Source organism: Aestuariivirga sp. (genome assembly GCF_044239095.1).
GTDB lineage: Bacteria > Pseudomonadota > Alphaproteobacteria > Rhizobiales > Aestuariivirgaceae > Aestuariivirga.
Genome location: NZ_JBIICB010000279.1, coordinates 1 through 5,536, shown reverse-complemented (window position 1 = coordinate 5,536; position 5,536 = coordinate 1). Strand labels below are relative to the sequence as shown.

The 5,536-nt window shown below is 64.7% G+C and carries 7 protein-coding genes and 1 pseudogene; 5 read left to right on the top strand and 3 right to left on the bottom strand.

Features of this window, described 5'->3' with window-relative positions; translation table 11 throughout:
- From ACILRA_RS19070 to ACILRA_RS19055, 4 genes are all read left to right on the top strand, one after another.
- On the top strand, positions 1 to 1,145 hold a 1,145-nt coding region (locus ACILRA_RS19070; protein ID WP_395663645.1), incomplete at its 5' end, for a TldD/PmbA family protein.
- The gene (locus ACILRA_RS19065; protein WP_395663644.1) at positions 1,132 to 1,923 is read left to right on the top strand and encodes an inositol monophosphatase family protein; all 792 of its coding nucleotides are present in this window, start codon (positions 1,132 to 1,134) and stop codon (positions 1,921 to 1,923) included. The genes ACILRA_RS19070 and ACILRA_RS19065, both read left to right, overlap by 14 nt.
- Positions 1,920 to 2,171, top strand: a complete 252-nt coding sequence (locus ACILRA_RS19060; protein WP_395663643.1) for a DUF4170 domain-containing protein — start codon at positions 1,920 to 1,922, stop codon at positions 2,169 to 2,171. The genes ACILRA_RS19065 and ACILRA_RS19060 overlap by 4 nt, the downstream gene beginning before the upstream one ends.
- A 29-nt stretch (positions 2,172 to 2,200) precedes the next feature.
- On the top strand, positions 2,201 to 3,124 hold the full coding sequence (locus tag ACILRA_RS19055) for a DMT family transporter (RefSeq protein ID WP_395663642.1): 924 nt from the start codon (positions 2,201 to 2,203) through the stop codon (positions 3,122 to 3,124).
- A gap of 21 nt (positions 3,125 to 3,145) precedes the next feature.
- On the opposite strand, the gene ACILRA_RS19050 is transcribed toward ACILRA_RS19055, so the two are convergent.
- Positions 3,146 to 3,916 (bottom strand): SDR family NAD(P)-dependent oxidoreductase, encoded by a 771-nt coding sequence (locus ACILRA_RS19050; RefSeq protein ID WP_395663641.1) that lies wholly within the window; start codon positions 3,914 to 3,916, stop codon positions 3,146 to 3,148.
- A 75-nt stretch (positions 3,917 to 3,991) separates the two neighbouring features.
- Here ACILRA_RS19050 and ACILRA_RS19045 point away from each other — a divergent pair, with 75 nt between their 5' ends.
- Complete coding sequence (locus ACILRA_RS19045; protein WP_395663640.1) at positions 3,992 to 4,321, top strand: L-rhamnose mutarotase; 330 nt, start codon at positions 3,992 to 3,994, stop codon at positions 4,319 to 4,321.
- Between the two features lie 158 nt (positions 4,322 to 4,479).
- Here ACILRA_RS19045 and ACILRA_RS19040 read toward each other — a convergent pair whose 3' ends face one another.
- On the bottom strand, positions 4,480 to 5,409 hold the full coding sequence (locus tag ACILRA_RS19040; protein WP_395663639.1) for an SRPBCC family protein: 930 nt from the start codon (positions 5,407 to 5,409) through the stop codon (positions 4,480 to 4,482).
- A 1-nt stretch (position 5,410) separates the two neighbouring features.
- Positions 5,411 to 5,536, bottom strand: a pseudogene (locus ACILRA_RS19035) (IS630 family transposase); the annotation flags it as partial.

Here is a 5,536-nt window from a genome sequence, read left to right as displayed (position 1 = left end):
CGGGCAAGTCCTCCGCCACCATCTCGGGAAGCGTGCTGACGAAGGAGGCGATCCACCGTCTCGCGGAAACCGCCCTCAACATGGCGCGGCTCGCCCCGCCCGACCCCCATGCCGGGATCGCCGAGCCTGGACAGCTGGCAACCAGCATCCCCGACCTCGACCTCGCCGCCGATGACCTGCCGGACCCCAAGGGCCTCGAGGACCTCGCGCGCCGTGCCGAGGCTGCGGGCCTTGCGGTCAAGGGCGTGACCAAATCTTCAGGTGCCGGCGCCTCGCGGTCAGAGACCTCGGTCGGCATCGTCATCTCCAACGGCTTCTCCCAGGGTTACCGCCGCACTGGCACGGGCCTTTCGATGTCGGCGATCGCAGGCGAAGGCCTCGCCATGCAGCGCGACTATGACTATTCCGCCGCCGCCCACTTCGCAGACCTGCGCGACCCCGAAACCATCGGCCGCAACGCGGGCGAGCGTGCCGTGAAGCGGGTGGATCCGCGCAAGGTCAGGTCGCAGTCCGTGCCGGTCATCTATGACCGGCGGGTCGCATCCGGCCTGATCGGCCATCTCCTGGGGGCCATCAACGGCGCTGCCATCGCGCGCGGCACAAGCTTCCTCAAGGACCAGCTGGGCCAGCAGGTGTTCGGTTCCCATATCACCATCCTCGAGGATCCCTTCATCCGGCGCGGACACGGTTCGCGCCCGTTCGACGGCGAGGGACTGGCCTGCCACCGGCGGAACCTGGTCGAGAACGGCGTGCTCACCGGCTGGGTGCTCGACCTGCGCTCGGCCCGGCAGCTGGGCCTTCCGCCCACGGGACAAGGCTCCCGCGGCGGCCCGTCGACGTCCAACGTCTATCTGCCCCCAGGCGCCCCGTCGCCGGAGGATCAGATCAAGGCGATCTCCCAGGGCCTCTACGTTACCGAACTCATCGGCTCCTCCATCAACACCGTCACGGGCGACTACAGCCGCGGCGCCTCGGGCTTCTGGATCGAGAATGGCGAACTCACCTATCCGGTGAGCGAGATCACCATCGCGGGAAACCTCAAGGACATGTTCAGGACGCTCCAACCGGCGAGCAACCTCGAGTTCCGCGCCTCGGTGAACGCCCCCAACTGCCTTGTCGAGGGGCTGACCATTGCCGGCATCTGACGCGCTGAAGGACGACGCCACCCTGCTGTTCGACGCCGTCCGCGAGGCGGGGGAGCTGGGCCGCAGCCTGTCGGCGCGCAGTGGCCTCCAGTGCTGGACCAAGCCCGATGGCTCACAGGTGACGGAGGGCGACCTCGCCATCAACGACCTTCTGGCGGAACGGCTGAAGTCCGCCCGCCCCTCCTATGGCTGGCTGTCGGAAGAGACGCCCGACATGCCGCAGGGCCGCATGGCGCAGGAAAAGCTGTGGATCATCGACCCCATCGACGGGACCCGCGCCTTCATCGAGGGCCGCAAGGAATGGTGCGTGGCGGCAGCCCTCGCCATCGGCGGGCGGCCGGTGCTCGGCGCCGTCTACAGGCCCTTGCGCGACGAATTCTATGCCGCAACGGTGGGCGAAGGAGCGAGGCTCAACGGCGAGCAGCTCCTGATTGCTGATTCGATGGGGCTTGAGGGCGCCGTCATCGCCGGGAACCGCAAGGCGCTTTCGGGCCTCGCCCATCTCGGCATCACGGGTGATGCCAGCGGCCAGCTGCCGCTCCAATTGCGGCTGGCCTATGTGGCGGCGGGCCGCCTCGACGGCGCTGTCTCGATCGGCAAGCGCCACGACTGGGACCTCGCGGCGGGCGAACTGCTCGTCATCGAGGCCGGCGGAGCCGTGTCTTCGTCTTCCGGTGAAGGATACATTTACAACCGCCCCGAGCCGTGGCAGCAAGGCCTCATTGCTGCAGGTGCGAAGCGCCATGCGGCGCTGATCGAAGCTCTGAGGACCCCATGACCAAAGACCCCGCCAAGCCCGATACCCAGCTGCTCCACCTCGTCTTCGGGGGCGAGCTCGACGATGTGAAATCGGTCACCTTCCGGGACCTGGCGAAGCTCGACGTGGTGGGCTTCTACCCCAACTACGCCGAGGCCTACCAGGCCTGGCTGGCCAAGGCCCGCGAGACGCTGGACAACGCCCAGATGCGCTATTTCATCGTCCACCTTCACCGCCTGCTCGACCCCACGGACGGCAAGGCCGGCTAAACGCATCACCCTGTGGCAATCCGCCCATCATGAACAGCCCCGGCAATCTGCGCGCCATCCTCGCGATGGTGATCGCGATGGGCATGTTCGTCACCTCCGACAGCTGCATGAAGCTGGCGCTGGCGGATGCGCCGCTAGGCCAACTGATGCTGATGCGCGGCATCGCCTCGGTGCTGATCTGCCTCAGCCTCATCGTGGCGCTGGGCCAGGCTCACCATCTGAAGCGCATGTTCAACGGCTGGCTGGTGAGCCGCGGCCTCCTCGAGGTCGTTGCCAATGTCAGCTTCACGCTGGGCCTCGGCTTCATCGCCATCGCCGATCTGGTGGCGATCGCCCAGACGGCTCCGCTCTTCGTGCTGCTTGGCGCCTGGGCCTTGCGCGGCGAGGAGCCCGGGCGCATGCGCCTGACGCTGATCCTGCTCGGCCTTGCGGGCGCACTTCTGGTCGCCCAGCCCGGCGGCGGTGCTTCCTCTTTCTACGCCATGCTCGCCTTCCTTTGCCCGATGGCCGCGGCCACCCGCGACCTCATCACGCCACGCGCCCCCCGCGACGTGCCCCCGCTTGTTGCCACACTGACGCTTCTGGTGGTTCTCGGCGCCGCGGGCGGCATCGGCACACTCGCCTTCGAGACGCCGCGCATGCCCGACATGCGTGAAACCCTGCTGATGATCATAGCGGGCGCCACCGCGGTTGCCGGCCACTTTCTGCTCTATGTCGCCTATCGCATGGCGGCGGCGCGCACAGTCGCGCCCTTCATGTACACACTCACCATCTGGGCGGTGCTATCGAGCGTTGTCCTGTTCGGCGACATCCCGAATCATCTCGCCATGGCCGGCATGGGGCTCGTGGCGCTTGCCGGCCTTGCCATCATCTCGCTCGACAGCCGCCAGCGCGGCGAAGAGGCGCGGCTGGCGGCAACAGCCACGCCCAACATCAGCTTAACGCCCGACTGACCTACTGCGAGGGGCTGTTGCTCATATCGCCGTGTAGCCCCCATCGATCAGCAGGTCATGGCCGCAGATCATGTCGGAGGCGGATGAGGCGAGGAACAGGATCGCATCCGCCACCTCGATGGGCTTGCCGAAGCGGCCGCCGGGAATCTTGGCCTTCATCGGATCACCCTTTTCGGGCTGGCCCCACACCTGCTCGCCCATCGGCGTGAGGATGACTGTGGGGCATACGGTGTTGATCTGGATGTTGTGCTTCGCCCACTCCACCGTCATTACCTTGGTGAGCAGGTTGAGGCCGCCTTTCGACGCGCAATACGCGCCATGCGCATCAAGCCCGACAACGCCTGCCTGCGACGAGACATTTATGATCTTGCCCGCCTTCTGCGCCATCATGGCGGGCACCAGTTCACGCGCCAGCAGGAAGGGCGCGCGGAGGTTCACGGCCATGGTGGTATCCCAATCCGCGACCTTGGCGTCGAGCAGCGTGTCGACCAGGGCCACACCGGCATTGTTCACCAGGATATCGATGGTACCGAAGGCGGCGAGCGCTTGCGCGGCGGCTTGCGCGGGTCCGTCGACGGTCGCCATGTCGGCAGCGATCGCTACACAGCGGCGCCCTCTGGCCTCAACAGCCGCTTTCACTTCCGCCAGCCCCGCGGCATCGCGGCCCACGGCTGCGATATCGGCACCGGCATCAGCCAGCACCTTGCAGGTCTCGAGGCCAATGCCCTTGGTGGCTCCCGTGACCAGTGCGCGCTTTCCCTCGAGTGAGAATCTCTTTCCCCATTCGCCCATTGTACAAACTCCCATTTTTGGCAATCTTTGCTTGGAGCCGGGCAATCGGTCAATGGCAAGGGAGGCAAGAAGGCCATGCAGAGAATGGGACGGGTCATCAGACTCAAGGCTGAGATCATTCCGGAGTACAAGCGCATCCACGCCGCCGTCTGGCCCGAGGTGCTCAAGGCCATCCGCGACAGCAACATCCGCAACTACACGATTTTCCTCAAGGAGCCGGAAAACCTGCTCTTTGCCTATTGGGAATATCACGGCACGGACTTCGACGCCGACATGAAGAAGATGGCGGAGGCCCCGCGCATGAAGGAATGGTGGATCATCACCGACCCCATGCAGGTTCCCTTTGAGACACGGAAGGAAGGGGAATGGTGGGCGGAGATGGAGGACGTGTTCCATACTGATTGAGCATGATCTTGCGCGAGTTCTTTTCGACCAGGTGAGTCCACCTGGTCGCAACGCGCGCTAGCCACCCCAAGTTTGCGTCACCCCGGCGAAGGCCGGGGTCCAGCTTTGGCGGCCACAAGGAAGCTGGTTCCCGGCCTTCGCCGGGATGACGTCAATTGCTACCCCTTCCTCTTCTTCCCGAAATAATTCCGCTCCACCGTTGCAAATGCACGCTGGTAGACGTTCTGCTCGGTGTTGGGGATCAGCGTCAGGTCATCCTGCGGGCTGGCCACCCAGTCGCCGGTCCAGACGCCGAAAGTGCTGTTGTCCGCCGTCACCGGCCACAACCGGGGACCTGACACGTAGTTCATCCACGGGATGTCGCATTTGGTGATTCGGTAGGAAAAGCTCCGCGTGATGTCGCACAGGTGCAGGAGTTCCTCATGCAGGTGCCCCGCGCCGAAATAGAAGTCGCGGATGCCGCCAACCTTGTCGGCGCGCTGGCGCTTCAGCATCTGCATCTTGGTGATTTCCTCATGCCAGCCGCCCATGCCGGCGAAATCACGCATCACCGTCCACACCTCGTCCACCGGCCCCTTGATGACGCGCGAGGTCCACACCTTGTTGGGCGCCCACGCCTTCCAGCGCACCGCACCTGCGGGCGTCGCGGGCTTCGTCCTGGCGATCAGCGCGGCGAGCGACTTGAAGTTGGCGGCGAAGACATCGTTGGAGACGATCTTCACATACTTGCCTTCATCGCCGGGCGCTTCGTCGAAAGTGGCTTCCCATTCGGCGAAGGTCTGGTCCGTATGGGTCACGGGGTAGAGCCGGAGTGTTGCGAGATAGTTTTTCACCGGAAAGGCCGGTTTCTCGAAATTATAGGTGAAGCAATGGCGCGCATCATCCAGCATCAGGAGCCGCTCGCGTACATGCGCGCCATTGGCGAGATGGAAGGACCGCACACAGCCCACGACATCCGAATCAAGGCCGTTCTCGATCTTGGATTTCACCACCGCCGTCCAGTTCGGCAGACCGTTGAAGTCACGCACGAGGGACCACACGGTCTCAACCGGGGCCTTCAGGATGATTGAGGCATAGGCACGGGCCATTCTAGTGGATTGACTCCAACGTTTGGAACCCACGGTTCCGAGCTGCGATGATATCGCCAGGGTTGGCTTTCCATGCGAAGGGTTTGGGACTGGAGGCGTTGTATTCGCGGATGAAGCGGTTGATGGC

Coding starts and splice junctions, on each gene's coding strand:
- ACILRA_RS19060 (WP_395663643.1), top strand. CDS start 1,920: ATGACCAAAGACCCCGCCAAGCCCGATACCCAGCTGCTCCACCTCGTC.
- ACILRA_RS19055 (WP_395663642.1), top strand. CDS start 2,201: ATGAACAGCCCCGGCAATCTGCGCGCCATCCTCGCGATGGTGATCGCG.
- ACILRA_RS19050 (WP_395663641.1), bottom strand. CDS start 3,916: ATGGGCGAATGGGGAAAGAGATTCTCACTCGAGGGAAAGCGCGCACTG.
- ACILRA_RS19045 (WP_395663640.1), top strand. CDS start 3,992: ATGCAGAGAATGGGACGGGTCATCAGACTCAAGGCTGAGATCATTCCG.
- ACILRA_RS19040 (WP_395663639.1), bottom strand. CDS start 5,409: ATGGCCCGTGCCTATGCCTCAATCATCCTGAAGGCCCCGGTTGAGACC.